Below are 899 nucleotides of genomic sequence, written 5' to 3' on the forward strand. Positions count from 1 at the left end.
AGAGCTCCTAACACGATCTGCTGAATCGATGTTGATCAGCGCTGCGAAGTGAAGCTCAGTGTCGTTCGCTGGTCGTGAGCAGGCCGTGGGATGTTGATGACCAGTTGTGGGAGCTGATCGAGCCGTTGTTGCCGCCGTGGCCGCGGAAGGCGCCGGGGCCGCGGCCGGTGCCGGATCGGCAGTGCTTGCAGGGCATCCTGTTCGTGTTGCACACCGGGATCGGCTGGGAAGACCTGCCGCAGGAACTCGGCTTCGGTTCCGGGATGACCTGCTGGCGGCGGCTGCACCGCTGGACCGAGGCGGGCGTGTTCGATCAGCTTCACCAGATACTGCTCTCCAAGCTGAACGCGGCGAACCGGATCGACTGGTCGAGAGCGGCGATGGACGGCAGTCACATCGACGCAAAAAAGGGGGCGCTGGAACCGGGCCGTCACCGGTCAACCGCGGTAAACCCGGCTCCAAGCACCACCTGATCTGCGACGGCAACGGCACCCCGATCTATGTGCTGACCAGCGGCGCGAACGTCCCGGACATCAGCCGCGCCATTGATCTGCTCGACTGCTACCCGCCGATCGCCGGACGCCCGGGCCGACCCCGCCGCCGGTTTGACGTGCTCCTGGCCGACAAGGGCTACAGCAGCGAAGCCTTCCGCCAGGCCTGCCGCGAACGGGGCACCGAACCGATCATCGCGAAGCCGAAGACGCCCCACATCAAGGGCCTGGGCAAACTGCGCTACGTCGTCGAACAGACCTTCGCCCTGCTGCACCAGTTCCGCCGGCTCGCCGTGCGCTGGGAACGCCGCCTCGACATCCACGACGGCCTCGTCAGCCTCGCGTGCGCCATGATCTGCTGGCGCAGATTGATCAAGTGGACCCAGCCGAGATCGTGTTAGGAGCTTT

Annotated in this window: 1 protein-coding gene; it reads left to right on the forward strand. The window is 65.5% G+C overall.

Annotation, left to right across the window (positions count from 1 at the left end):
- Positions 1-74: 74 nt before the first annotated feature.
- Positions 75-892 (forward strand): IS5 family transposase gene (locus tag ACFQV6_RS44250; RefSeq protein ID WP_378033740.1). Its coding sequence is split into 2 segments (ribosomal slippage): positions 75-405 and positions 405-892, totalling 819 coding nucleotides; the frame shifts between segments, so codons are not numbered across the junction.
- Positions 893-899 lie beyond the last annotated feature (7 nt).

Source organism: Actinoplanes sp. GCM10030250, from assembly GCF_042666575.1.
Taxonomy (GTDB): domain Bacteria; phylum Actinomycetota; class Actinomycetes; order Mycobacteriales; family Micromonosporaceae; genus Actinoplanes.